Annotated in this window: 25 protein-coding genes; 2 read left to right on the top strand and 23 right to left on the bottom strand. The window is 67.8% G+C overall.

All coding sequences use genetic code 11. The features are described 5' to 3' along the window. Positions 1-13 precede the first annotated feature (13 nt). From AB0F40_RS02435 to AB0F40_RS02510, 16 genes are all read right to left on the bottom strand, one after another. Positions 14-562, bottom strand: coding sequence for a hypothetical protein (locus AB0F40_RS02435; protein WP_357463614.1), 549 nt, complete (start codon positions 560-562; stop codon positions 14-16). A gap of 353 nt (positions 563-915) precedes the next feature. After that, entirely contained in the window at positions 916-1,500 is a 585-nt protein-coding gene (locus tag AB0F40_RS02440) for a hypothetical protein (protein ID WP_357463617.1), read from the bottom strand. A 65-nt stretch (positions 1,501-1,565) separates the two neighbouring features. Beyond that, positions 1,566-1,727 carry a hypothetical protein gene (locus AB0F40_RS02445; protein WP_357463620.1) on the bottom strand — a complete coding sequence of 54 codons (162 nt, stop codon included), beginning with the start codon at positions 1,725-1,727 and terminating at the stop codon, positions 1,566-1,568. Continuing rightward, positions 1,727-2,350, bottom strand: coding sequence for a hypothetical protein (locus AB0F40_RS02450; protein ID WP_357463623.1), 624 nt, complete (start codon positions 2,348-2,350; stop codon positions 1,727-1,729). The genes AB0F40_RS02445 and AB0F40_RS02450 overlap by 1 nt, the downstream gene beginning before the upstream one ends. Before the next feature lie 32 nt (positions 2,351-2,382). Continuing rightward, the gene (locus tag AB0F40_RS02455; RefSeq protein ID WP_357463626.1) at positions 2,383-5,649 is read right to left on the bottom strand and encodes a LysM peptidoglycan-binding domain-containing protein; all 3,267 of its coding nucleotides are present in this window, start codon (positions 5,647-5,649) and stop codon (positions 2,383-2,385) included. Then, on the bottom strand, positions 5,649-6,098 hold the full coding sequence (locus AB0F40_RS02460; RefSeq protein WP_357463630.1) for a pilus assembly protein: 450 nt from the start codon (positions 6,096-6,098) through the stop codon (positions 5,649-5,651). Before AB0F40_RS02460 ends, AB0F40_RS02455 begins: the two co-directional genes overlap by 1 nt. Before the next feature lies 1 nt (position 6,099). Further along, positions 6,100-6,471 (bottom strand): pilus assembly protein, encoded by a 372-nt coding sequence (locus AB0F40_RS02465; RefSeq protein ID WP_357463633.1) that lies wholly within the window; start codon positions 6,469-6,471, stop codon positions 6,100-6,102. 137 nt (positions 6,472-6,608) lie between these two features. Further along, positions 6,609-7,121, bottom strand: a complete 513-nt coding sequence (locus tag AB0F40_RS02470; protein WP_357463636.1) for a hypothetical protein — start codon at positions 7,119-7,121, stop codon at positions 6,609-6,611. Between the two features lie 236 nt (positions 7,122-7,357). Next, a complete protein-coding gene (locus AB0F40_RS02475) occupies positions 7,358-7,771 on the bottom strand; it encodes a TadE/TadG family type IV pilus assembly protein (protein WP_357463639.1) in 414 nt (137 codons plus the stop codon). Continuing rightward, on the bottom strand, positions 7,768-7,965 hold the full coding sequence (locus AB0F40_RS02480) for a hypothetical protein (protein ID WP_357463642.1): 198 nt from the start codon (positions 7,963-7,965) through the stop codon (positions 7,768-7,770). Before AB0F40_RS02480 ends, AB0F40_RS02475 begins: the two co-directional genes overlap by 4 nt. A 63-nt stretch (positions 7,966-8,028) precedes the next feature. Next, the gene (locus tag AB0F40_RS02485) at positions 8,029-8,940 is read right to left on the bottom strand and encodes a type II secretion system F family protein (RefSeq protein ID WP_357463645.1); all 912 of its coding nucleotides are present in this window, start codon (positions 8,938-8,940) and stop codon (positions 8,029-8,031) included. Continuing rightward, a complete protein-coding gene (locus tag AB0F40_RS02490) occupies positions 8,937-9,812 on the bottom strand; it encodes a type II secretion system F family protein (RefSeq protein WP_357463648.1) in 876 nt (291 codons plus the stop codon). Before AB0F40_RS02490 ends, AB0F40_RS02485 begins: the two co-directional genes overlap by 4 nt. Continuing rightward, positions 9,809-11,578, bottom strand: coding sequence for an ATPase, T2SS/T4P/T4SS family (locus AB0F40_RS02495; protein ID WP_357463651.1), 1,770 nt, complete (start codon positions 11,576-11,578; stop codon positions 9,809-9,811). Before AB0F40_RS02495 ends, AB0F40_RS02490 begins: the two co-directional genes overlap by 4 nt. Continuing rightward, the gene (locus AB0F40_RS02500; protein WP_357463654.1) at positions 11,575-12,369 is read right to left on the bottom strand and encodes a hypothetical protein; all 795 of its coding nucleotides are present in this window, start codon (positions 12,367-12,369) and stop codon (positions 11,575-11,577) included. Before AB0F40_RS02500 ends, AB0F40_RS02495 begins: the two co-directional genes overlap by 4 nt. A gap of 1 nt (position 12,370) precedes the next feature. Further along, on the bottom strand, positions 12,371-13,072 hold the full coding sequence (locus tag AB0F40_RS02505; RefSeq protein ID WP_357463657.1) for an SAF domain-containing protein: 702 nt from the start codon (positions 13,070-13,072) through the stop codon (positions 12,371-12,373). Positions 13,073-13,156: 84 nt separating this feature from the next. Continuing rightward, the gene (locus AB0F40_RS02510) at positions 13,157-13,747 is read right to left on the bottom strand and encodes a hypothetical protein (protein ID WP_357463660.1); all 591 of its coding nucleotides are present in this window, start codon (positions 13,745-13,747) and stop codon (positions 13,157-13,159) included. 121 nt (positions 13,748-13,868) lie between these two features. On the opposite strand from AB0F40_RS02510, the gene AB0F40_RS02515 reads away from it, so the two are divergent. Continuing rightward, on the top strand, positions 13,869-15,500 hold the full coding sequence (locus AB0F40_RS02515) for a PQQ-binding-like beta-propeller repeat protein (protein WP_357463663.1): 1,632 nt from the start codon (positions 13,869-13,871) through the stop codon (positions 15,498-15,500). Positions 15,501-15,518: 18 nt separating this feature from the next. Here AB0F40_RS02515 and AB0F40_RS02520 read toward each other — a convergent pair whose 3' ends face one another. The 7 genes from AB0F40_RS02520 to AB0F40_RS02550 are packed head-to-tail and all read right to left on the bottom strand — an operon-like array spanning position 15,519 to position 20,694. After that, a complete protein-coding gene (locus tag AB0F40_RS02520) occupies positions 15,519-16,466 on the bottom strand; it encodes a hypothetical protein (protein ID WP_357463666.1) in 948 nt (315 codons plus the stop codon). Position 16,467: 1 nt separating this feature from the next. Then, positions 16,468-17,085 (bottom strand): hypothetical protein, encoded by a 618-nt coding sequence (locus tag AB0F40_RS02525; RefSeq protein WP_357463668.1) that lies wholly within the window; start codon positions 17,083-17,085, stop codon positions 16,468-16,470. Positions 17,086-17,132: 47 nt separating this feature from the next. Next, positions 17,133-17,564 (bottom strand): hypothetical protein, encoded by a 432-nt coding sequence (locus AB0F40_RS02530; RefSeq protein WP_357463671.1) that lies wholly within the window; start codon positions 17,562-17,564, stop codon positions 17,133-17,135. A 1-nt stretch (position 17,565) separates the two neighbouring features. After that, positions 17,566-19,653, bottom strand: coding sequence for a hypothetical protein (locus AB0F40_RS02535; protein ID WP_357463674.1), 2,088 nt, complete (start codon positions 19,651-19,653; stop codon positions 17,566-17,568). Positions 19,654-19,656: 3 nt separating this feature from the next. After that, a complete protein-coding gene (locus tag AB0F40_RS02540) occupies positions 19,657-20,004 on the bottom strand; it encodes a DUF6507 family protein (protein WP_357463677.1) in 348 nt (115 codons plus the stop codon). A 4-nt stretch (positions 20,005-20,008) separates the two neighbouring features. Continuing rightward, complete coding sequence (locus tag AB0F40_RS02545) at positions 20,009-20,320, bottom strand: pore-forming ESAT-6 family protein (RefSeq protein ID WP_357463680.1); 312 nt, start codon at positions 20,318-20,320, stop codon at positions 20,009-20,011. Positions 20,321-20,358: 38 nt separating this feature from the next. Continuing rightward, on the bottom strand, positions 20,359-20,694 hold the full coding sequence (locus AB0F40_RS02550) for a hypothetical protein (protein ID WP_357463683.1): 336 nt from the start codon (positions 20,692-20,694) through the stop codon (positions 20,359-20,361). Positions 20,695-20,973: 279 nt separating this feature from the next. On the opposite strand from AB0F40_RS02550, the gene AB0F40_RS02555 reads away from it, so the two are divergent. Next, positions 20,974-22,653, top strand: a complete 1,680-nt coding sequence (locus AB0F40_RS02555; protein WP_357463686.1) for a DUF222 domain-containing protein — start codon at positions 20,974-20,976, stop codon at positions 22,651-22,653. The last annotated feature ends 5 nt before the right edge of the window (positions 22,654-22,658 follow it).

Here is a 22,658-nt window from a genome sequence, read left to right on the forward strand (position 1 = left end):
CGCCATCCTCGGCCTACTGCGTGATGACCTGAGCCTCGCCCATCACGATGTTCGCCTTCGCTTCGAAGTCCCGCAGGATCGTCCCTCGCTGATCCATGCCCTCCCACTGCACTGTCCAGTACGACGTTGCCGTCACCTCGTACTCACCCTGCTTCGTGTAGCGATATCCACAGTCGGGAGAATCCATGATGTCGAACCGGTCCTCGTACACGGTGCCCGGACCGGTACACGTCACGGTGTTGCCGTCTCCCATGTCCCACACCACTTTGTCGACGTTCGCCGTAGCCGTGACCGACGCCGTCCCTGCCGTCGCTGTCATCGAGATCGGGCCAAACGTGTTCGGCGCTGGTTCGTTCACCCACATCCACTGCGGCATCCCAACGATTCCTACTCGGTCGGGGCCCTCCTCAGGAACGATCCCGATATCGATCGGGTTCAGGTCCATCTGCGACACCGCACGCAACGCCAACTGCTCCGCATCCGGGCCACCCGGATCTGGGACGGACGCAATCCAGCGGTCGAATGCACAGTCCGACACCCACGACTGATCCGGCTGCCCCAAGCATGCCGGCGGAGTGCAAGTGATGATCAACCCGTCCGTGTGTCCCTCCCACACAGGGTTGCCAGTCGGGGGCGGCGGATCCACTGCGGCCACGTAGCAGCCTCCGTCCCAGATGCCGGCACTCGTGCGGCATGGAATTACCTCTCCGTTGTCGGTGCACGCCGGCTTTCCGCCACTCCCCGGGCCAACTGTCGGAACCTCGGCACCACCCCCCGAAGGGCCATCACCCGCAGTTTCCTCAGCCTCGCCAGTACAGATCCCCGTGGCCTCATCACAGATGACCTCGGCATTAGCAGGCGCTGCCGCTGCAAGCAGAGAGAAACAACAGAGTGCGAGCACGAACAGCGCCCGCCTCAGCACGACTTGTCCTTCTGGTACTCGGTATACGCCACCAGCCATGGACCGTCCGGATACTCATAGTTAGCCACTCCGACCCTCATGACCCCTCGGTCGTTGCGGTCTGCGGGGATAATTGACTCGCCAGCTTTGTCGATGGTGTCAAGGTCGGTCACGTCATAGCAGACGTTGAAATCGACGTATGGAATCTCCGGCGGCGTCACCTCCGGCTTGAAAGCCAAGTCCACCTTGTCAGCCTCGACCGAGGCGATCTCAGTCGCGCCGATCTGGTGCAATCCCTGCTCTCCAGCGGCACCGTGCAACCTCTTCAGGTCGTTTTCGGCCGTCCCGATGGCGACCTTCCCGAACCACTGGTGCTTGAACGCCGCCGGATCTTGCAGCGCCTCGTCCTTCATCTGGAAGTAGGCCGAGACGAGAGGCTCTGCCTGCTCGATCGCCTTGTCCTCCGGAGACAGCTCCGCCGGGGACGGTGACATGGTTGGCGACGAAGTCCCCGAAGCAGTCGGCTCAGCAGCAGGCTCGGTGCCCCCAGAACAGGCTCCCAGGCTCAACCCGAGCCCCACGACAGCGACAGCGCTCACGGTGCGGGCACCGATACGAGTAGTACGGGACATACGGGTCCTCCTACGGGACAAATGAGTTCTCATCAGAGGGCGTCGACCACCAGCCGGTCGAACCCGGCGCCCGGATTCTTCAGCGCGGCCAGGAATTGCTCCGTCTCGGGCTGCAGATCGCACTCGAGGCGCTCGGTGATGCTGAGCAGGCTCTCGATCACGTCGGACTGGGTCGGGACAGTCAACCCACGCATCAGCACGTTCGCTTCTTCTTGTACTCGACGAAAGCCACCAGCCACGGCCCGTCCGGGTACTCGTAATTGGTCACGCCGATCCGGGCAACACCCCGGTCCTTGCGCGCCGACGTGATGATAGACTCGCCGTTGTTCTTGACCGTGTCGAGGCCGCTCACGTCGTAGCAGACTGTGAACTCGACGTTCGGAATCCTCGGTGGGGTTACCTTGGGCTTGAAAGTCAGGTCCACTTTGGGATGCTCGATTGAGTCCAGCTCGGTTCCGCCGACCTGATGCAGTTCCTGTGCTTCAGTCGAATAGTGCAGATTCTGCAGCTCAAGCAGTGCCGAGGAGATGGCGACATCCTCATAATCTTTCGGATCGAAATCCGTCGGATCCTGCAACGAAGCATCAGCGACCTCGAAGTACTTTTGTACGGCCGGTTCGGCCAGACGGATCGCTTCGTCCTCAGGCGACAGCTCCGACGGCGACGGCGACGCCGTCGGCGAGGCTGAGACTGACTCCAAGGCACTCGGCTCAGCAGCAGGCTCGGTGCCCCCAGAGCAGGCTCCCAGGCTCAGCCCGAGCGCCACGACAGCGACAGCGCTCACGGTGCGAGCACCGATACGAGAAGTACGGGACATACGGGTCCTCCTACGGGACAAGTGAGTTCTCATCAGAGGGCGTCGACCATCAGCCGGTCGAACCCGGCGCCCGGATTCTTCAGCGCAGCCAGGAGCTGCTCCGTCTCGGGCTGCAGATCGCACTCGAGGCGCTCGGTGATGCTGAGCAGGCTCTCGATCGCCTCGGACTCCGCGTCGGCGTCACGGCTCTCGTGCGCGGCGAGGATCCGGACCCGCCACAGGCTCTCCTGCGCCGGCTCGACCCGCAGACCCACTGCGACGGCTTCCTCCGCGGAGCGCCAGCGCCCCTCCAGCAGACGCCGCTTCGCGAGCGCGTACGACGCATCCACGATCTCCGCGACAAGGCGTTGCCGGACCGGTTCCGCCCACGCGTACCGGCGGCCGTGCGCGCCCTCGAACGGCACACCACGCACCAGCGGGAGCGCCGTCTCGAGGTCCTCCACCGATGCTGCCAGCGGGGCGCCACCGAGCAGACCGTCCCACTCGCCGACGTCGGTGGTGACCGACGGCAGCAGCCCGTACCCGCCGTCGGCCTGGTGCCGGGGCAGGTAGTCCTGACCGTCGGCGTCCTGCCCGAGCCAGCGGCGCAGGCGCGATATCGCCGCGTTCCGGGCGCTCAGGTTGTCTGTTCCCGGACGATCGGGCCAGATCGCGTCGTCGATGGCGGTGCGCGTCGCACCCGGGTGCAGCGCGAGGAACGTCGCGAGCTCCAGCAGGCGGGCTCGCTTGCCGTCCTCCACGGTGCCGGCCGAGTCCCGCAGGTCCACCGGACCGAGCGCGAGGATCCGGGGAACGCCGCCCGACGACGCGGAGTCGGCGCGCGGAGCCGGGACGATCGCGATCTCAAGGGTGTCGGGGGCGGGCTCGTCGTACTCGGTCGCGTACGGGATCTCGACAGGCTCGATCAACGAGGTCGGCTCGATCAACGAGGTCGGCTCGATCGACGAGGTCGGCTCGACCAGCGAGGCCTGTTGGGTCTCGGCACGCTCAGCCACCGAAAGTGGCTCCAGGACCGGCGTGATCGCCTCCACCTCCGCGACGCTCGGCTCCGACTGCCCCGTTCCCTCGAGCTCGCCGGGGTCCGCCAGGGAGACGAGCCGCAGCAGGTGCCCGTACTGCTCGGCCGGGAGGCGCTGTGGACGCAGCTCCAAGCCGATCGGCGACAGCAATGCCAGCTCCTGATCGGGCAGGAGCTGGAGAGCCCATTCGCCCACGCTGGTGCCGCCGGTGATCGTCGCCAGGGCCACGTGCGGCAGGTCGTCCATCAGCCTGGCCATGCGCACTCGTTGGGCGTCGGAGACCTGGCCGGCGAGCAGCACGATCTCGGGGACCCAGGCGTCGGGCACCGCCCCTGTCACGCGGGCCGTGTAGAGGTCAGGCACACTCTGCGCGGCGAGCGCCGCGCGGTCGGCGTGCGCGCGCTGAGTCAGGTCCTCGATGATCCGACCGACGGTCGGCAGGTAGCGGATACGGCCCGTGCGCATCGTGTCCTCGAGGTCGGGGAAGGCGCCCACCAGGGTGACTTGCAGGTCGTCGGCCCACACGGAGGTGGCGAGCTCGACGGCGAGTGCCGCGAGGATCTCGCGGGTGGCGGCGTCGTCGCCGGTGATCCCCAGTGCCCCGAGGTGCTCGAGGTTGAGGAAGACGTGACCTTGGTCGTCGTCGGACCCGATGGTGACGAGCGTCGGGTAGGGGGCGGGGACGACGGCGGGGTCCGCCGGAGGGAGCCGCCGCAGGTCGCTGACGTCGAGCGTCCAGACCGTGGAGTCGCCCGCGTTGCGCCACGGCTGGGGCAGGAGCGTCGGCTCTTCGAGGTACAGCTCGAAGGCCTGGGCGGTCAGCCGGGCCGCGCGCACCACGGGGAGCGCACGGCCCGACTCGACGCACAGGCTCGCCAGAGAACGCAGCGCCAGGTCGACGGCCTCCACCGACATGTGGTCGGCGGCGGCCCGGATCGTCTGCTCGAAGGTCGCGATGTTCCCGGCGGGAAGGGGGATGCGCTGCCCCGGTCGGCGCACCCGCTGCTGGCCCCGCCGGCGGCGCGCGAGCACGGCGAGCACCCCGGCGGCCAGTACCGTGCCCACGCCGGCGGCGGTGGCGACCTGCCAGGGGGCGTCTTCAGACATGCCGTCGTCCGCGGCCTCGGTCTGGGCAGTGTCACCCACCTGTGCATCCGAGGCGGGCGGCTGCGTCTTGGTCTCGACAGGCTCGACCTGCGACGGAGGCTCGACCTGCGACACCGGCTCGACCTGCGACGGTGCCTCTGTCGACGACGTCAGCTCGGCGGCCCGGCGTTCCTCTGCGGCCTCTGGCGCGACGTCCCCAGCGCCCGGTACCTCCACGGTCCACCCCGGGTGGATCAGGTCCGGGTCGGTCAGCTGAGCGCCACCGGGCTGCTCGACGTCCCGCGTCGCCTCGAACAGCTCCGGATAACGGGTGGCGTCGCCGAGCTCCTCGGCGGCGATGCCCGACAGCGTGTCGCCCTTCTCGACCACCACGGACTTGTCGCCGTCCGCCGCGTCCCCGGGGTCCGCGGAAGGCGACGTCTCGGGCGCCGCCGGGATCGTGAGGACCCAACCGGTCGTCAGGAAGGCCGGGTTGTCGGCGAGGTGCTCCTGGTTGAGCTCGACGATGTCCCGGAACCGGTGTCCGTCACCCAGGTAGTTCTCGGCCAGCCCCCACAGCGTGTCGCCGCGCACCACGGTGTGCTCGACGGTGCTGGGCGCGGCCTTCTTCTCTGCTTGCTTCTCTGCTTGCTTCTCTGCTTGCTTCTCTGCTTGCTTCTCTGCTTGCTTCTCTGCTTGCTCCGTCGTCTGACGTCGGTCGGTTGCCTCGTGCGTCGGAGGTGCTGTCCGCTCCGCGGGAGCTTCGACCGCGACCGGTGCGGACACCGACACTGTGTGTTCCTGCGGCACCGGCGCCGCACCCGCCGGCAGGACCGCCGCGTTGGCCATCGGCACCGCGGTGAACAGGAGCAGCATGGCACCGACCAGGCCGCGGGCGGCGCTCTGCGGCAGCTGCAGTCCGGGGAGCCGGGGCGCTCGAACACCTCGGAGCTGCGAGACCAGCTCGACGAGGATCGACAGGGCCAGGAAAGCCCAGGCCAGCCAGCCGGCCACCTGCAGCACGACCATGAACAGCGTGCCGTCGTCCCGCGCGGTCAGCAGATCGACCAGTGAGCCGAACGACGGCGTGCCACCCTGGAACGGGTCGGCGCCGACGGCGAGCAGCACGAACGGCAGGCCGACGGTCACTCCCACGATCAGCAGCAGCGCCAGCAGGCCCTTCAGACGACGCATCACTGCTCGATCCCTCCAGCGACCCGTGCGACACGTGCCTCACCCTCACCCGACACCCGCATGGAGCTCAGGCCGATGAACGACAGGAACTTGGTCTGATAGACGTCGCTGGTCCGCACCACCACGCGATCGCCTCCCGGCACCGTGACCGACCCGGTCATGTCCGTCGAGGCGAGGTAGGTCTGGGCGGCGACGGCGGCCTGGTGCGCGTTCGCCTGCGCACCCTGCCCGCGGATGGCCGACCCACCTTGGAGCTGCTGCCCGCCGACACGAGCGGCCTGGGCGGCTACGTCACGGGCATGCTGCTGTGCGTGCACCTGCCCCGTCAGGTCGACAGCGATACCCACACCGAGGATCATCACGAACGTCGACGTGATCAGCCAGGACGACACCGAACCTCGCTCGCGGGCGGCGGCTTCGGTCGTCAGTGAGCGTCTCAGGTGCCACATGTCAGTGCTCCCGGTAGGTGTCGATCGGGCTGGACATCGTCTTGGTGATCGTGATCGAGCCGGGCACCCCGGGCAGTGCGACGTCGGACAGGTCGACCGCACAGGACACGGTGGCCTCGACCGACGCCGGTGTGCCCGGGGGCGCGGCGAACCCGCTGGTGTCGACGGTGACGCTGCTGGTGCGGCACCGGATGTCCTGGTTGGCCAGGCTCGCCGCCGCCCCGTCCTCGGCCGAGGCGTTGGCCTCACCCTGGGTACGCGCGATCGACGCCGACCGTGCCGCCTGGGCCGCCACCGACTCGATGGCCTGGTTCGCGATCGCCACCCGTCCACCGGCGATGACCAGGGACCCGAGGAGCACGAACGCGGACACACCGATCACCGCTTCGATGGACGCCGACCCCCGTTCGCCGTCCCGGGCTCGCGCCCTGACACACACCCGTCGCATCCAGTGCCTCCAGGTCATGATCACGCGTGGCGATCAGTAGCAGATGTTCGGTGGGCGGGTCGTCAGTCGGTAATGCGGAACGAGTCGGCCGCGGCTTCGAGCTCCGTGGCGTGTTCCGCCCAGTAGTCCTCGGTCGTGGACACGGTCCACGAATGCTTCCGGCCGTCCCAGCCGTAGGCGGTGATCGTGATCGACCGTGCCGGACCGGACGGGGAGGCGCACGTGTAGGCGTAGCGCAGGGCGTAACCCTCACCGACCTCCTCCGTGCGCGGCGGGTCGACGACCGTCGCGTCACCGACACACCCCATTCCGGTAGCCTCACGCAGGTAGCCGATGTCCTGCGGTGACGCGGATCTCATGCCGTCCAGTCCGGCGTCTATCGCTCCGCGGACCTGGTCCTCAGTGGGCTCCGACGGTGGAGGGCTCATCACCGACCACTGCACGATCGCCTCGCGGCCGGACTGGTGCTCGACCCACTGGTCCGGGGTCTCGCCGTCGATGACGTGGGTGACGTTGTCCTGGCTGTCCTCTTCCCAGCCGGCCGGAACGCCGTACTCGGCAGGCGGGCGGCTCACCTGCGTGAGCTCCGGATCGGAGCTACCCCCGGATTCGGAGCTGCCCCCCGATGTCGTGCTCGCGCACCCTGTCAGGAGCAGTGCTGCCGCGACACCCGCGAACGCGCGCATGCCCACGGTTGCGGAGAGGTGGTTCCCATCGTGTCCGACACGGCTGTTCATGCTGCTGAGCTCCCAGGTGCAGTCTTCTGCCGTTCGGCGAATCGGCAGGAACTTCGAGTCGATCTTTGTCCCGGTCATCCGGTGAGCCGCTCGACGGGCAGCGTCGCCGACTGCTGCACGGTCGGGGACCAGCCGGGAACGAGCGACACCGTGTGCGTGGTGACGGTCACCGTCGCGTGCGTCGCCGTCCGCTGCGCGGTGACCGATGTGCCCTTCAGCCCCACGGTCGTCGTGCTCACGTACGCGTGCGCCGCCGCTGAGCTCTCGGTGGTGGTACCGTGCTCCGCCGCCGCCGCACGTGCACCCTCCTGCGCCGCGGCCAGCGCCACGGCCCGGCCCTGGTACAGCATGGCTCCCTGCACGAACACGAACATCAGCGTGAAGAGGGCAGGTAGCAGGAAGACGTGCTCGATCGTGGCCGAGCCGCGCTCGCCGAACCTCCGGGAACGACGGACCCGGGATCGTGCGTGCCGAGGACGATAGGTCACCCGATCTTGCCCGCTTCGGTATTGACGAAGGTCGTGATCACACCGACCACGGTGCCGACGATGGCGATGACGGCCACTGCCCACAGGACGTGCTCGATCGTGACGTTGCCGCGCTCAGCGGCGTCGTCGGTCGGCCGGGCGCGTTCGGCGAGCTTCAAGCCGAAGGTGTGCAGTGTTGCGACGATGTGGAGCATCGGGCTCCCCTTTCCGGTGGTTCGTGCATCAGGGACGGTTCGGGCTGGTACGAGGCTGGGGCATCAGATGCCACCCATCACGCGCAGCAGGGCTGGGGTGACCAGGATGACCATGAAGACCACGCCCAACAGGGACATCGGCATGTTGATCCGCTCGCTGGCGGCGTTCGCCGTGGCGCGCTCGGTGTTCAGCATGGCCGAGCGCAGAGCGGTCGACCGGGCCCGGAGGTTGTCGTAGACCTGGGAGCCCTCACCGCTCATGCGCATGACGTCGGCCAGGTCGTTGAGCTCGGGCAGGCCGAGCTCGTCGGCGAGGTTCTGCAACGAATCCCAGGGCGCCACGCCGTTCCACCGGGAGCGCTGCAGCTCCTCGCTGATGCGGCGGAACACCCAGTTGTCACCGACCTCGGCTGCGCTCTCCATGGCTTGCCTCGACCCGGCGCCGCTGAGGCGCTCGAGGGCGACCAGGTCGGTGTAGACACCGAGGGCCCTGGAGAAGTCCGAACGGGCCTTCTTGGCGTCGGACCGGATGTTCATGTCAGGTGCCATGAACAGGAAGACCGCCAGGACCAGCGAGCCGGCGGCCGGCAGCACCACGGGGATCGGCAGCCCGACCAGCGTGAAGTAGTACGACAGGATCGGCGGGACCACCAGACCCGCCAGCGCGTACACCACCTTGGTGCCGTAGTGCCGGTGGACCGGCACCCGCAGCAGTGCGAGCTCCTTGGTGGGAGACCTGCCCCAGACCGACGCAGGGAGTCGGCGGATGGCCCAGATGCCGAGCTTCTCGACGGTTCCGGGAGCAACGACCTCCGTCCGCACCGCCGAGCGTTCCTTGGCGGCCTCGGGCGAGTAGCGCCGCACGACGTCGACCACGTCGGGGTCGGCGGGCATCAGGCGCCAGACCAGCAGCGCGATGCCGAGGCCGAACACTGCCCCGCCCATCAGCGCGATCTGCAGACCGGTCGTCATCATGCCCGAGCCTCTTCCCGGGCGTCCGCGCCCATGAAGCGCGGCAGCGGCGCGCCCTTCGACATGTTCCGCATCAGCACGAGCAGGCCGACGTACGCGGCGAGGAAGAGCGTGATGAGAACCTGGCCGATCGGGGTGCTGTACGGCTGGATGTAATCGCCCGTCAGGGCGAGGACACCCAGTACGCACGCGGTGATGATCGTGACCCAGCGCGCAGTCGACCGCGGCCCGGCACGCTCGGCCTCGATCTCCCGACGGGCCCGGACGTCGTCCGCCACCGACTGCGCAGTGGACTCCAGGACCGACGCCAGGCCGGCGCCGCGACGTCGGGCACCGAGGATCAGGCTGGCGGAGACCACGTCACCGGTGGCGTCGTCAAGATCGTCGGCGAACGCCCGAAGCGCGGCCTCTGTGCCCCACCGAGCACGCAACCGCGCGACGAGCGTGGTCACCTCGGGCCGGATCGCGTCAGGGACTGAGCGCAGCGTCATCCGCAGCGCCTCCTCCAGGCCGACGCCGACGGTGAGCACTCCCGCGAGGCTGCGGACCCACTCCTCCAGCGCCTCGAGCTTCTTGACCGTGGACCCCGAGTCGCCCGACGCCAGGAGTACTGGGAGACCGATCCCGGCCAGCGGCCCGATCACCAGGGCCACCAACCAGCCGGTGATCAGGTAGATGACGACACCCCCGACCAGACCCACCAGGGCCAGCAGCCGAGTACGACGCCCCGTTCGCATCAGCCGAGCCACGAGGCGGCTACGACGACGGCGAGGAGGAGCTGCCTCGTCGACCGGGGCCTTGCGCAGCCCCACGATCACACCGATCAGCCCCGCTACGACCAGCGCGCCGCCCAGCGCGGGAAAGAGCACGGTCATCGCACGACCTCCTCGCGGCCGTCCTCGGCCAGATAGGACGTCAGGTCGAACCCGAACCGCTCGAGGTCCCGGAGCTCGTCCGGCATGGTGCCCGGGACGGCCGGCCCGCCCTGGCGGTTCGGCTTGTACACGTGCGTGGTGGCATAGCCCTTGACTGCTTCACCGGGAGCCACGTGCACGATCTCCGAGATCCAGCGGGAGCGGCGCCACCGCGTCTCGGCGGCATCGGTCGGCCTGGTCTCCAGGTCGATCTGCACGATCAGGTCGACCGTCTCGGCCAGCTTCGACGTCGCCAGCTCGCGGGTCACGTGGGAGCCCGCCTCCATGGCGCAGGTGACCAGCTTGCGGATCGCGGCCTCACCATCGGCGGCGTGCGTGGTGGAGATAGAGCCCGCACCGGACTCCATGGCCTTGATCATGGCCCACACCTCCTTACCGCGGACCTCACCGACGATCTGGCGCGACAGGTTGAACCGGAACGAGTCGTACAGCGCTTCGTCCAGCCCGAACTCCCCGGCCTGGCGGCCGTCCGGGCCGATCTCCCCGGAACCCGGGCGGGCCTCCCAGGCGTGCACGATGTCGTGCACGTCGGTGAGCTCGTGCAGGTGCAGCTCGAACTCCGTCTCGAAGGTGCCGATCGCCTCGTAGCGGGGAATCTCCCCGCACAGCGCGCGGACCATGGTGGTCTTGCCCGCGCCCTGCGGGCCGGCCACGACTATCGACTTGCGTGCTCGGATCGCGGCACGCAGGAACGAGGCCTGGCTCGCGCTCAACATGTCGCGCCCGACGAGGTCGTCGAGCGTGACCTTGCGCAGCCGGTGCCGCCGGATGACGACCGACGGACGGGCAGTGACCCACGCGGCGGCGGCAAGGCGGGAGCCGCCGTCGAGCCGCATGTGCAGCCGCGGGCTGGACGTGGAGAAGCTCCGCGCACTGGTCTCCGAACGCGTCGCGATGAAAGCGAGCTCGTCGAGCAGCTCCTTGTCGGAGTCGGCGATGGGGTCCTTGCGGACCAGCTCACCGTCGATCTTCTCGACCCATACGTTGTCGGCGCCGCTGATGATGATGTTCTCGACCGAGTCGTCGTCGACCAGCGACTGCAGACGCCCCAGGCCGAACAGCGCGTCGAAGACCGCCTTGGCCAGGGCGTCCTGCTCGTCGGTACGCCACACCTGCTCGCCGTCGTGCAGCCGTTCGGCCACGGTGTCCTCGAGCAGGGTCTGGATGATCGCCTTGCCCAGCTCTCGTTCCGCGTCCAGGTCCTTGCCCTTGTCCTCCCCGAGACGTTCGACGAGCCGCTCGGACGCCTGTGCGCGGAACAGCGCCACCTGGTGCCAGTCGATCTTGACGGCCGGAACGGACGGGGCGACCGGGGTGAAAGGGGCGGCCGCGGCAGGCTGACCCGCCCGACGTATCCGGGTGACGTCCGGATCCGGTGCCTCGGGCGCGACCGGGAACTGGCTGCCCTCGCTCAGCTCGACATAGGTGGTGGCCACCTTGCCCGGCCACGGGCTCATCACGGCGGACGGCGGCTGTGCCAGGACCGGTGGCGCCGGCTGCGGGCTCGGCTCCGCGGTCCCGGAGGGAGCGGCGGGGGTGCCGGCGCCAGGCTGCGCGGCGATCCGCCCCGCCAACGCGTGTGCGCCGGGCCGCTGTCGCTGAATCTGACCCACGGGCGACTCCCGGACGAGGTCCGGCGGGTCCCGACGCTCGCTCGGTCCGCCGAAGATCGGCAGCGCCGTCGGGTCGCTGGGCTGGTCCGTCACAGCAGGCCCCTCTCGCCGACGACTTCCAGCTGGGCCCGCGAGCGCGTCACGCTCGCCCGTGTGCTCTGCACCGCGGCACGCAGAGACTTGCTCAGGGCCGACGCCTCGAACTTTCGCGGCGGCCTGGCGCCGTGCGAGTAGACCTCGGCCGCTGCGGGGTCCCACGCCACGCTCGCCATCACGGGGCGTTCCAGGACCTTGGCTACCTCCCGGTTGTCGTACGGCCTACCAGGCCCGACGACGAGAAGGCCGAGGCTGTCCAGAGCGCCGGCGCGGGTGAACGACTCCCGGAGCGTCGCCGCCCACGAGCTGGCGGCGACAAGGGCAGGAAGATGCGAGCGCGTCACGAGCAGCGCCAGGTCGGCCTGTGTGGTGAGTTTCATCGCGAAGCCCTCGAGACCCAGGCGGCCGGCATCCACGATCACGTCCTGCCCGGTGCGCTCCAGCGACTTGAGCACGCCGCCGAACGGCTCCCAGAGGCTGTCGAGTGCCCGCGCCTGGAAGTGGTTCTGCGGGCCGCCGAGCAACTGCACCTGAGAGTCAGCGACGGGCATCAGCATTCGCGGCAGGTCCTCGGCCAGGTTGCCCTGCCGGTGCGAGACCGCGAGGTCGACGATCGTGTGGTCGTTCGGCAGCTGGGCACCGCCGAAGTACCCGGCGGGGATGGCTCGCGCGCCCGTGGGATCGGCGTCGACCAGGATGACGGGTCGTGGCCAGGTCATGGCCAGGCCGAGCGCCGTCGAGGTCACGCCTGGTGAACCGCTGGCGGAGGCCAGGACGATCAGCGCCATGTCACGGCTCCTGACTGTCCAGCACGAGCGCGACCTGGCCGGCCGCGGCACGGGTGGCCACAACCGGGGCGCTGGTGCTGGCCACCTGCACGTTGACCAGGGAGTTGCCGGTGATCTCGTCCGTGGCCTTCCCGACGATCGTCGCGGGGTACGTCGGTATCTCGCCGCCCGCCGCGGGGGCGGCGGCACCACCCTCACCGCCCGTCGGCACCACGCGAACCTTGTCGCCGATGACGAGCTGGTCGGCCGGTAGCATCGCGGCGGTCAGGCTCAGGCCGACCACCGAGAACTCCTTCGGCGGAACCACGGCGTCAGTGACCTGGTCCTGGGTGACCACGCCGCCCGCGGCGATATCCAGCGCCGCCCGCTTGTCCACCAGCGTCTCCGCGTCGGCGGCCGGGACGGCCCGGATCGCCGGGTCGACGCCGATCCGCACGGTCACGAGGTCGCTCTCCTCGATCACTTCGCCGCGGTACACGGTCTCCCGGACCGTCAGCACCTCCTGCGCGTTCGACGTCGACTGCCACGCCCACGCGCTGGCCAGGCCACCCACGCAGATCAGAGCCACCGACAAAGCGATCATGGCGGGTCGGCGGCGCATCTTCGGCGGCGGTGCGATCTGATCGAGAGTCGCCGCTTCCCCGCCGGTGCGGCCTGAGCGCTCGGCGCGCGCGGCGTCAGGGGCGGGTGTGGTCGTTGCCATGCTGGAAGGCCTTTCCTGGGGTACGCGGCCTCGGACGGGCGAAAATTTTGCCCTCGTCCGCCCCCGCATCGTAGTCGGGGCTTGTCAGGATTCAGAGGAAAGATCAGTAGGTACCTCGCGTACTACACCGATCGCCCCGACGAGAGCCCACTGCAACTCGGCCGCGACCGACCCTGCCGGGCGCTCCACCGGGGTGGTCTCTCCGCCGCGGCGGCGTACGTCGAGCAGCTTGCCGTCCACGACGGACCAGAGCCGTGCCCAGACCGTCGTCGGGCGGTCGGGGGTGGGCCAGGCTTCGACGACGACCTGCAGGTTCGCCTCTTCGTCGGCGAGGACGGCGGCGGGCCAGACCTTTTCAGCGGTTGTGAGGGGGCGGGCGGTGTCGTCGCGCGTCGGGTTGTCCGGCGTGAGATTGTCCGGCGTCGGGCTGTCCGCGGCTGCCGCCGAGGCCGCGCCGGCGGGCGCGCGTAGCGCCGCGGCAGCAGGTAGTGCGGCCTGCAGGGCTGCCCACAGGTCCTCGGGCCGGACGAACCGCAGCTCCGCCCCCGGCGCAATGACTGTCTCGCCGTCACGGTCGGCGATCACGTGGAGCACCAGCAGCACACGTCCGTCGAGCAGCGTCAGTCGTGCGATCGACCCGCGGTCCCCGGACGTCGCGACCAGCGTCGCGCGCACCGGAGCCTTCTGGTGGTCTGCCAGCGCTGTGCCAACAGCGGTACCACCGCCGCCCTCGAGCGCCTGATCCTGGACCCTGGCCCACTGCTCCGCATCGAGTCGAAGAACTCGCCCCGCAACCATGTCCACCCCCTCCACCGGAGCCGCACGCCCTGGGAAGCGTCCGACATTCCAAGGGGTTACGGTACGGGGTTGGGGCGAAAATCTACACTGGCGTGTTTTCGTGGAAGTTCGGCGTCCGAGTCCTTATTCTGCGCGCATGAGGCGTGTGGTGGCGGGGTTGGTCGTAGCAGGTGTTCTGGTGACGACAGGCTGTTCGGCCGGTCCGCTGGACGGGCTCGACTTCGAGACGACGGTCGAACCCGACTGGGTGGTCGAGGAGCAGCTGATCGGGTCGCCGTCGGCTGTCGACGGCATGGTCACGTCGTACTTGCTCGACGACAAAGATCTGACGATCGCTGTCTGGGATGAAGAGACCGGCGAGGAACTGTGGCGGAAGCCCGTGTCGACAGGTGCGGGGACTCCCGGCGTCACTCGAAGCGCTCAGGCGTTCACCTCTCAAGGTAAGTCGTGGGTGACCTACCTGCGGCCGAAGACCGGCAGCACGTGGCAATACCTCGTCGTTGCGGACCTGGCCACCGGCGAGCGCGAGCGGATCGTCAATTCTTCGATCTACGCCACGTCCCCACCGGAACAGTGCGACGACGACGAGACGGTGGTCTGCGTCCCCGGCTTCCTGCATGGCACCACCGACTTCGCAGACCTCCGATTCCAGATCGGCGCCGAGCGTGTCACCGCCGCCGAGGGCAATTCGGACGGTGTGCGCGCGGACGGCTTCAGAATGGTCGGAGTTCATCTCTTCTCGACCTACGGCCGGGGCCACCGTGGCGAGGAGCCGGAGCAGCTCGGGTACATCGAGGACGACGAGGTGGTCTGGCACCGGCCCTACACCGAAGTCTTCGACAAGGGCTACTCCACGGATGGGGGTTGGGAATGGGCTGACGGCGACAGTACCGAGTTCGCCATCGGATCCGGTTCCTTCGTCGACTCCTCCATCTTTGACGCACCCGACGGGACTTCGTACACGCGCGACCTGACCGAGCGACAGGTCGTGGCTCTCGATCGAGGAACCGGCGAGACTCGCTGGGCCTTGGCCGGCGGTGGAGGATGCCCGTTCATCAACCTGGATGTCTTCGGCGAAGAAGACAACGAGCTGCTCGTCGCATGCCGCTGGAACGCAGGAGAGCTCGCTAGCACCGCGGGCAGCGACGACGTCACCTATCCCGAGACGCCCGACGTGGACCTGCTCGGCATCGACCCGCACACGGGACGCGAGGTCTGGTCAGTGCCCCTGGGCAACCTGGAGTACACCGAGGACAGCGAGTCGTTCGTGAGCGACGACCAGAGCCTGATTCTGGACCTCGACGGCGAGGTCCAGGCCGTCGATCTCGCTACCGGAGCGATCGACGCCATTCCGGAGGGCACGTACCTCTGCGAACGAGCCCGCGAGGAGTTCATCGCACCCCACCCCAGCGAGCTCGGCAAGACGTCGCCGTTCGGCGGCGGTGACGCACGGTTCCCCTGCGACCAGGACGGCTCGGAGATCAAGACCGATGCGCTCTCGGTCGCGGCACTCACGCTGGCCGACGGCGAAGAGGCCGAGAGCGTCTTCGTGAGCGGCACAGACCGAATGGCGCGCTACACGGTGCCCGAGGAGCTCACCTTGACGGACCGGCTGCGCGACCTGTGGTGATCGGCACGGGAGCGGCCGTCACTGGGTGATGACCTGCGCCTCGCCCATCACGATATTCGTGCTGTTGGTGCGCTCGACGGGGATGATGCCGGTCTGGCCGATGCCATCCCACTCGACTGTCCAGTAGGAGGTCGCGGTGACCTCGTACTCACCCTGCTTGGTGTACCGATGTCCGCAGTCAGGGGAATCGGCAATGTCGAACCGGTCCTCGTACGGCGTCCCCGCCCCGACACACGTGACCGTGTTGCCGTCGCCCATGTCCCACACGACCTTGTCCACGCTCGCTGTCGCCGTCACGGTGTGCCCACCGGCCGACGCCGAGGCCGTGATCGGACCGAACGTATTCGGCGCGGGCTCGTTCACCCACATCCACTGCGGCATCCCCACGATCCCGACGCTGCCTGGCTTGTCCTCCGGAACGATGCCGATATCGATCGGCTGCAACTGCATCCGGTCAACCGCGCGCTCGGCGAGGACGGCGGGGTCGACATCAGAATCGGGCGCTCGTGGCGCCCAGTAGACCGACCGCCCCGGGCAGTCCGCAACAGGAATCGTGTCCTGGCCCGGCTGCGGGACACAGATGTATGGCATGCAAACCACGATCACGCCATCATCGTGCCCTGCCCAGACGTCGTCGTCCTTCGACGGCTGCGGATCGGCCACCTCGACATAACACCGCCCGTCCCACACACCGAACTGGGACTCGCAATCGATCACGTTCCCGCCGAACCGACACGCCCTTTCCTTGTCCGTGCCTGGATCCGGGGTTCCAACAGGAGCGGCGCTTTCGCCCTCGCCAGGCGTGCCAACTCCGACGATGATCTCTCCATCCTGGCCGGCCTCCGCCCCGCCCTCTGGTGGTTCGACAGCCATCGCGACACTTGCGCTCTCTGTTCCAAAGCTCGGCGCTGCAATCCCGACGAGCACGAGCGTGAGGAGCACGATCATTGCGCCGGCGCGGCGCACCTCAGCAGTCCTTCCCCGTCGAAGCAGTTTCGACGACCGACCACACGCCACTACTCTGCCCCTGCATCACGACTCCCATCTCAATCCTGCGCGAGTCGCCCTTCTTCAGAGCGGACGTACCGTTGGGTCGTACGACGTCCTTGCCACTGTTGTCCGTACAGATGATCAAATGCACGCGATGCCCCTGGACTGATTCGTCGAGCGGATCACCCTCGTAGTCAGTAACCTCGACCGACGCAACGCTCGCCTGGCCGGTCTGCTTCAACTTTAGTTCCGTAAACTGGTCCCAGAAAGATTGTTGCGAAGCCTGAATATCAGCATTACCGAGATAGCCGTTGTTCATCAGCTCCCAGAACGGGCTCTCGCCCTTCTTCGCATACCGGTCGCTAATATCCCGGAACTCGCTATAGCGCAATTCGGCATCAGCAACGTTCTTCTCCTTGGCCGCCGCTGCCGGGTCGGTTGGCGATGGGGAGGCCGTCGGTGTCGGCGAGACTGGTGGAGACACCATGGCCTCCGAACTGGCCTCGGTTTCGCCTCCACAGGCCGACAAACCAAGCGCCAGAGCCACCGCGATGGTAGCGCTCAGCACGGCGAAGGGCGGAGATTTGTAGAGCATGCGACAGGTTCTCCTCGCAATGGTTATGTGGCCCAGCCAAACATTATTCAATCGGCGCCGGGCGGGTGGATGTCATAGCGGTCACGCATGTCGCCGACTGGCGGCGTCCCCCCGTTAAATCCGAGATCAAGATCATCGAAACTCGCTCCACCCTCGTCCGCAAGGAATTGCGTACCAGGGATCCACGCATCGTCCAAGGCGCTCTCGAAAGCAAAGGCCTTGTATATCTCCTCGATTACCAAAGTAGCTTGTTCTTGCGTTTCGACGGACATAACGATCGTTCCATCCTGACTCGGAGCACCGAACGAGCCACCACATTCATACTCGGCCGAAACCACCTGATCTACCGTAAGGGCTGCGCGCTCAAACGCCGCCGCACATTGCTCATCCAGGTCACTGGAATCACCACAGCCAGCGACGAGAGATGCCGCCACCAGGCTAGTGCCCGCTACGACCGCACTTCGGTTGAAGATTCTCACGTCAGCCCTTTCTTACGATCGGAACGTCAATCACACTGAACTCGCCCTCCGAATTCAGAAACCGGACACCGCTATCATCCGCAGTTCCATCGATCTGATTCTGGTACTCCAAGAGTTTCGGAACGGATTCCATGTTCTCCTGTACCGATCGTGCATATTCGAGGTAAGAATGGTTACGGTCGAGCCTCTCTCCGATACGGAGGTCTTCTTCTGAATCAGGCGTGGGAAGGGTGATTTTAGTGTGGTGCTCCCCGTCAGGAGAAGGGTCGCCCAGAGTGATCTTCAACGGGACGGACCCCGGAGAGAATTGCAGAGTGCTGTTCTCGGTGTCGAGCAAAGGAACCAGGTCCCCGGCGTGCTGAATCTCCAAGACGCGGACGTCATTGCTGACCTGGGTGTTATCTATCGGGGAACCGACCGTGACCAAATCGGTCACGTTGTGGGCGGCGAGGAACTCGGGATCCGACGCAAGATCGGCCGCAGTCATGCCACCCTGGGAGTGACCGGCCAGCATGATCGGTGTGCTGGCCGACAAGGTGGCGTCATCCGCGATGACCCGGTCGATCGCCATCTCCACCGACTCCGTCATCGTGGAACGTCCGCCGGCCGCGGTGTAGACGTTCCCGATAAAGTCCGCTGGCTGGTCATTGCCAGGATCGTTCCACGGAAACCATGGCTGAGTCCCCGGGACGCTCACGACCACCACCGGCTCACCGCCATCGCTCGGCGAGATCTTCGTGACGCGGATATATCCCTGGTCCCACTCGTTCTCAGACCTCTCGCCCAACCGTTCGCTCGTCTTGTAGGCGTCAGAGATGCTCAGCAGCACATCCGCTACTGTCTGCAGCTTCTGAGGTGGCTCTTGGCCGGGTTTTGTGCCGTCGTACGTAATGGGCTCGCCGATCGCAGGTTGCCCATCACCGGCCAGGTCAACGTCCCACACGCCGTACGACAACGTGGTCCCCGCTGCATCGAGCAACGACCCGACGAGCTGCATGTCCGAAGCCGCAACCTCGGTGAACTTCGGATCTTCACCGTGCACCAGTGGAACCACGGTCGCGTTCCAGAGCAGACTCGTCGCGTCGCCCACGTCGGCCCAGGATCCACCGATTGAGTCCGCGCGGTCACCGACCCAGAGCCATGCAGCAGCGTTCGCCTCGGCCGTCCAGATGGCGGTGTCCTTGCTCACCTGCCACAACGCATCGGCCTGATCCGAGGTCCAGTTCAGGACACTCTCGGCCGCGTCGCCGATCCCGGACACTAAACCCTCGGCCTCCGAGACGCCCCACCCGATCAACGAACGCCCCGCCGCAGCCCAGGCCGCCTGCTGATCCAACGGTGAGACACCCGGCCCACTCAGCTTCGACAGCACCGGATACGCGGACGCGAACGTGGCCCACGAAGCCGAGCTCCACAACCCGACGGTCACCTGCTCGATCGCCTGACCCGCACACGACTCCGGCCCACCCGAATCGCCCCACGGCATGCGGTCACTGGAGACGCCACGAGCGGTGTCGAACAGAAGCCCAGCCGCGCGCTCCTGCCACCCGTCGATCGCACGAACCGCCGCAGCGCAGGCCCGCTCAGCCTCAGCCAGGTCCTCAGCAAGAGCAGTAACCCGGGCGGTCAGGAACGCGTTCTGTGTCGCCAGCACCGGATCCAGCCCCACCGCCGACACACCGCCAAGACCCGACACCGGACCAAAGCCCGAGGCAGGACCGACCTCCGCAGCCCCACCCACCGGCGCCGCAGCAACCCGAGCCCGGAACTCCGCGACCTCGACCCGCAGCCGATCACGCTCGGACACGACCTCGCGCAACACCCCCGCGAACGCCAGCAGCGCGCCGGCAACCCGCTCCAGCTCATCCGCCAGACGATCAGTATCAGCACGCACCGGATCCATCACGCGCAACAACTGCGCGGCCTCCGGCGCCTCGTACGACGCACCGAGCCCGGCCCACGCACCAGCGACATCATCGCCACCGCCACGCACCGCACCCGCGTCAGCCCGCACACCCCGCGCAGCATCACCCACCGCATCCGGATCCAGCCCCGCACCCGGAACATCGGCCACCTCAACCAACCGCACGACTCAACCCCTGGCCGTGCCGGAAGGTCCACCTGACGTCGTCGCCTGCGAAGAGAGACTGTTCTGCGTCTGCGCCATCTCTCCGTCCGCCTGGTTGTAAGCACCCACCGCCTGGGCAGCGCCGGCCATGCCGGACTCGATGCGCGCGCCGATCGACCGGAGCGTCTCGAACCGCTCGCTCAAGAACGTCCCGAGCGCCTCGGAGATCACCGGACTCCCGTCGGCACCGGCCACCGCCGACGCTGCATGGTCCTCGAGCCCGCCCAGAGCGGTGGACAACGACTGCGCACGGTCCTGGACCCTGCGCAGCGTCGCCTCCACGCCCTCGGGCGACACCCGGTAACCGCTCATCTGGTCAGCCGATCGAGTCGACAGCTGCCCGGGCGCGCGTCATCGCGTCCTGGGCGGTCGCATCGTTCTGCTCCAGCGAGCTTCGCAGCGTACGGATGATTCCGCGGACCTCGCCCGCGACGGTGTTCCACCGCACTTCCTTGGCCCGGTAGTCCTCGGACACGCCCGATGCCTCGTAGTCGGCCATCGCGGCCTTGACGTCCGCATCCCGCTGCTCGATCAGCGCCTCCAGACGGGATGCGACCCGCTCGAAGTTCTCCTGCGTCGTGGTGGACGCACCCAGCTCGTAGTCCCGACGATCCATCGCGTTGGCCATGAGTCCTGCTCTCTCCTGGTCTCTGAGCTATCCGTCGGTTACTTACCGGAGCCGAAGCGCGCGGCGTCGAACGACACAGTTCCCTGTGAGGCACGTGTCTCGTCGGCCATCGTCGTGTCGCCCTCGGCGAACGACCTGTCCATCCCCGAGATACCGGCCAGCACGGCGCCGAGCGCCTGGTTCAGCTCGTTCGAGATCTCGTCGGTCCGGCCCTTGAAGGCGTCGAACGCTGCGCGACCGGCGCCGTTGAACTTGCCCTCGAGCGGCTCCGCCGCCGCGGAGAGCTCCCGCACCAGTGCGCCCAGGTCCTCGGAGGACGCGCCGGTCTTCTTCGTCAAAGTCGAAAGGACTTCAGAGCCCATCGCGAACTTCATAGCCAGCTCCCCCACATCGGACCCATGTCAGAAAAATGAACGATCAGCCGCGCCGTAAGGGCGCACAGGGCATAGACGCCCACGCCAAGGTACAAGGGGCCGATTCACCCTGTCTACGAAATGCGTTTCGCCCGATCTGTGGTGGCGCGCGTATGCGCGGCGCTTGCGGGTACCTGCTCGCAGCCTCAAGAGTTATCCACAGATTTGAATGAGCGGGTGCAGATCGCACGAACGTTCGAGAGAATGGAGTCAGCGGACAACGGATCGGGGGTGGGACAAGTGGATCAGTCGACGGATGGCATGGCGGCCGGTGGTCTGCCTCCCGCGGGTTCGATCGAGGACGCGTTGGCGCGGATCGAGGGTGCTGTCGCTGAGTTGGCGGGTCTGACTGGTCAGGAGGTGCTGGACGGGTGGGACGCGCCGAGTGTCGGCCGGTTGGTCGAGGCGCACTCCCGGGTCCGTCGGTTGACCGGCCGGTTGGACGGGGTGCGGTACACCTTGTTGCCGCGGATCGAGGCCGAGGGTTCGTGGCGGTCGAGCGGGATGGCCCGCACCTTCACGTCCTGGCTGCGCCTGCGTGAGGGTGTGTCCGCGGCCACCGCGAGCAAGGACATGACGATGGCGCGCCGCCTGGCCACGGCACTGCCGGTGACGCGGGAGCGCCTGGTCGCGGGTGACCTGGGTGTGGATCACGCGCGGGTGATGACGGAAGTCGCGCCGACCAGCGAGACCCGCACCGACGCGTTGGCCTGGCTCATCGATACCCGCACGGGTGAGACGACGACGCCGGAGCGGTTCGTGCAGACCGTGCCGGTCGACTTCCCGGACCCGGTGGATGACCCCGATGGTGACCGCACCCGTGAGCAGATCACGCGGGTGCTGGAGGGTGCGGTCGAGGACGGGACGCTGGTGACCGGGGAGGGCTTGGTCCTGCGGGAGGCGGGCTCGTTGAACGCGGACCAGTTCCGGGTCGTGGCACGCCGGTTCGCGACCGTGACCGACCCCGACTCCGACGACACCGACGACGACAAGGCCGCGCAGGGCGAGTTCCTGGACCTGGCCAAGACCTTTGGTGGATATCACGTGGCGGGGTTCCTGACCGACGAGCACGGGCTGCTGGTTCAGACAGCGCTCACCGCGGTGCTGGGTGCGCCCGCTGCGGAGGACACCAGGACGTCCACCCAGCGTCGGGCGCAGGGCCTGGCAGACGTGGCCCGAGTGGTGCTGGACACCAACCAGCCTTCTCCGGGGGCGGCGGTCACACCGCACCTGAACGTCACGGTGTCCTGGACGGAGCTGGTCACCCAGGTCACCCGCACCCGCGACGGCCTGTGCCTGACCTGCGGACAGGCCAGTCCCTCCCGCGCAGCACCAGGCCGCACGGCCGCGGGCACGGGCACGGGCACAGCCGCGGGTGCGGCAGCGGGCACGGGCGCGAGTGCAGTGGGCACCATGACGGTGTCCGGGCTGCTGTCGGCGGGCGGCCCCGTGTTCACCGAGACCGGCGGGCGTGCACCACGCGCGCTGCTGCGCCGGTTGGCCTGCGACAGCGCGATCACGAGGATCGTGTTCGGGCCGGATGGTGCGGCGCTCGACGTCGGGCGGGCACAGCGGACCGTGACCGGGCAGATGCGTCGCGCGGTCATCGCCCGGGACGAGCATTGCGTGTACCCGGGATGTGACCAGCCACCGTCACGGTGCGAGGTCCACCACGCCGTGACCCACTGGGCCGACGGGGGCCAGACCTCGGTCGCGAACAGTGCGTTGCTGTGCTGGTTCCATCATCAGCTCGTCGATGCCAAGGGCATCGTCATGCAGTGGACCGGCAAGCCCAAGACCGACGTCGGTGCCGGTGCCCTGCTGGAGACAGGGTGGGCCTTCACCGACGCCCACGGCCACCGCATCCGTCTGCCAGAGGCGGTCGAGGCCCTACCTCCGCCTGCCGCCGAAGCCGCCTGAGATGG

The organism is Promicromonospora sp. NPDC023987 (assembly GCF_040639055.1).
In the GTDB taxonomy this organism is placed as follows: Bacteria; Actinomycetota; Actinomycetes; order Actinomycetales; family Cellulomonadaceae; genus Promicromonospora.

Excerpts from the sequence above, each read along its gene's own strand:
- AB0F40_RS02545 (WP_357463680.1), bottom strand. The coding sequence starts at position 20,320 with ATGGCCAACGCGATGGATCGTCGGGACTACGAGCTGGGTGCGTCCACC.
- AB0F40_RS02450 (WP_357463623.1), bottom strand. The coding sequence starts at position 2,350 with ATGTCCCGTACTTCTCGTATCGGTGCTCGCACCGTGAGCGCTGTCGCT.
- AB0F40_RS02540 (WP_357463677.1), bottom strand. The coding sequence starts at position 20,004 with ATGAGCGGTTACCGGGTGTCGCCCGAGGGCGTGGAGGCGACGCTGCGC.
- AB0F40_RS02445 (WP_357463620.1), bottom strand. The coding sequence starts at position 1,727 with ATGCGTGGGTTGACTGTCCCGACCCAGTCCGACGTGATCGAGAGCCTG.
- AB0F40_RS02490 (WP_357463648.1), bottom strand. The coding sequence starts at position 9,812 with ATGACCGTGCTCTTTCCCGCGCTGGGCGGCGCGCTGGTCGTAGCGGGG.
- AB0F40_RS02505 (WP_357463657.1), bottom strand. The coding sequence starts at position 13,072 with ATGGCAACGACCACACCCGCCCCTGACGCCGCGCGCGCCGAGCGCTCA.
- AB0F40_RS02485 (WP_357463645.1), bottom strand. The coding sequence starts at position 8,940 with ATGATGACGACCGGTCTGCAGATCGCGCTGATGGGCGGGGCAGTGTTC.
- AB0F40_RS02500 (WP_357463654.1), bottom strand. The coding sequence starts at position 12,369 with ATGGCGCTGATCGTCCTGGCCTCCGCCAGCGGTTCACCAGGCGTGACC.
- AB0F40_RS02515 (WP_357463663.1), top strand. The coding sequence starts at position 13,869 with ATGTCCACCCCCTCCACCGGAGCCGCACGCCCTGGGAAGCGTCCGACA.
- AB0F40_RS02480 (WP_357463642.1), bottom strand. The coding sequence starts at position 7,965 with ATGCTCCACATCGTCGCAACACTGCACACCTTCGGCTTGAAGCTCGCC.
- AB0F40_RS02525 (WP_357463668.1), bottom strand. The coding sequence starts at position 17,085 with ATGCTCTACAAATCTCCGCCCTTCGCCGTGCTGAGCGCTACCATCGCG.
- AB0F40_RS02550 (WP_357463683.1), bottom strand. The coding sequence starts at position 20,694 with ATGAAGTTCGCGATGGGCTCTGAAGTCCTTTCGACTTTGACGAAGAAG.
- AB0F40_RS02460 (WP_357463630.1), bottom strand. The coding sequence starts at position 6,098 with ATGTGGCACCTGAGACGCTCACTGACGACCGAAGCCGCCGCCCGCGAG.
- AB0F40_RS02455 (WP_357463626.1), bottom strand. The coding sequence starts at position 5,649 with ATGCGTCGTCTGAAGGGCCTGCTGGCGCTGCTGCTGATCGTGGGAGTG.